The sequence below is a fragment of the Paenibacillus sp. MAEPY2 genome, assembly GCF_000499205.1.
Taxonomy (GTDB): Bacteria; Bacillota; Bacilli; order Paenibacillales; family Paenibacillaceae; genus Paenibacillus; species Paenibacillus vandeheii.
Genome location: NZ_AWUK01000051.1, coordinates 1 through 1,727, shown reverse-complemented (window position 1 = coordinate 1,727; position 1,727 = coordinate 1). Strand labels below are relative to the sequence as shown.

1 rRNA gene is annotated in these 1,727 nt (G+C 53.4%); it reads left to right on the top strand.

The window, feature by feature from the left end:
- The first annotated feature begins 56 nt into the window (after positions 1 to 56).
- Positions 57 to 1,608: ribosomal RNA gene (locus P364_RS0131325) — 16S ribosomal RNA — on the top strand.
- Positions 1,609 to 1,727 lie beyond the last annotated feature (119 nt).

Genomic DNA, 1,727 nt, shown 5'->3' with positions numbered 1-1,727 from the left:
AATGAGATTTTTAATCTCGTCAGTTTCAAAATGAGCATATCGCTCTTTTCAATACTTTATTGGAGAGTTTGATCCTGGCTCAGGACGAACGCTGGCGGCATGCCTAATACATGCAAGTCGAGCGGACTTGAAGAGAAGCTTGCTTCTCCGATGGTTAGCGGCGGACGGGTGAGTAACACGTAGGCAACCTGCCCTCAAGTTTGGGACAACTACCGGAAACGGTAGCTAATACCGAATAGTTGTTTTCTTCTCCTGAAGGAAACTGGAAAGACGGAGCAATCTGTCACTTGGGGATGGGCCTGCGGCGCATTAGCTAGTTGGTGGGGTAACGGCTCACCAAGGCGACGATGCGTAGCCGACCTGAGAGGGTGATCGGCCACACTGGGACTGAGACACGGCCCAGACTCCTACGGGAGGCAGCAGTAGGGAATCTTCCGCAATGGGCGAAAGCCTGACGGAGCAATGCCGCGTGAGTGATGAAGGTTTTCGGATCGTAAAGCTCTGTTGCCAGGGAAGAACGCTTGGGAGAGTAACTGCTCTCAAGGTGACGGTACCTGAGAAGAAAGCCCCGGCTAACTACGTGCCAGCAGCCGCGGTAATACGTAGGGGGCAAGCGTTGTCCGGAATTATTGGGCGTAAAGCGCGCGCAGGCGGTCATTTAAGTCTGGTGTTTAATCCCGGGGCTCAACCCCGGATCGCACTGGAAACTGGGTGACTTGAGTGCAGAAGAGGAGAGTGGAATTCCACGTGTAGCGGTGAAATGCGTAGATATGTGGAGGAACACCAGTGGCGAAGGCGACTCTCTGGGCTGTAACTGACGCTGAGGCGCGAAAGCGTGGGGAGCAAACAGGATTAGATACCCTGGTAGTCCACGCCGTAAACGATGAGTGCTAGGTGTTAGGGGTTTCGATACCCTTGGTGCCGAAGTTAACACATTAAGCACTCCGCCTGGGGAGTACGGTCGCAAGACTGAAACTCAAAGGAATTGACGGGGACCCGCACAAGCAGTGGAGTATGTGGTTTAATTCGAAGCAACGCGAAGAACCTTACCAGGTCTTGACATCCCTCTGACCGGTACAGAGATGTACCTTTCCTTCGGGACAGAGGAGACAGGTGGTGCATGGTTGTCGTCAGCTCGTGTCGTGAGATGTTGGGTTAAGTCCCGCAACGAGCGCAACCCTTGATCTTAGTTGCCAGCACTTCGGGTGGGCACTCTAAGGTGACTGCCGGTGACAAACCGGAGGAAGGTGGGGATGACGTCAAATCATCATGCCCCTTATGACCTGGGCTACACACGTACTACAATGGCCGGTACAACGGGCAGTGAAACCGCGAGGTGGAACGAATCCTAAAAAGCCGGTCTCAGTTCGGATTGCAGGCTGCAACTCGCCTGCATGAAGTCGGAATTGCTAGTAATCGCGGATCAGCATGCCGCGGTGAATACGTTCCCGGGTCTTGTACACACCGCCCGTCACACCACGAGAGTTTATAACACCCGAAGTCGGTGGGGTAACCGCAAGGAGCCAGCCGCCGAAGGTGGGATAGATGATTGGGGTGAAGTCGTAACAAGGTAGCCGTATCGGAAGGTGCGGCTGGATCACCTCCTTTCTATGGAGAATCGTTTCCCGAGTGGAAACATTCAAATACGCAGCTTAGCTGCAAAACTTACTCACTCGTTGCTCAGTTTTGAGAGCTCAAACTCTCAAACAGCTTGCTTTTGCATGGAG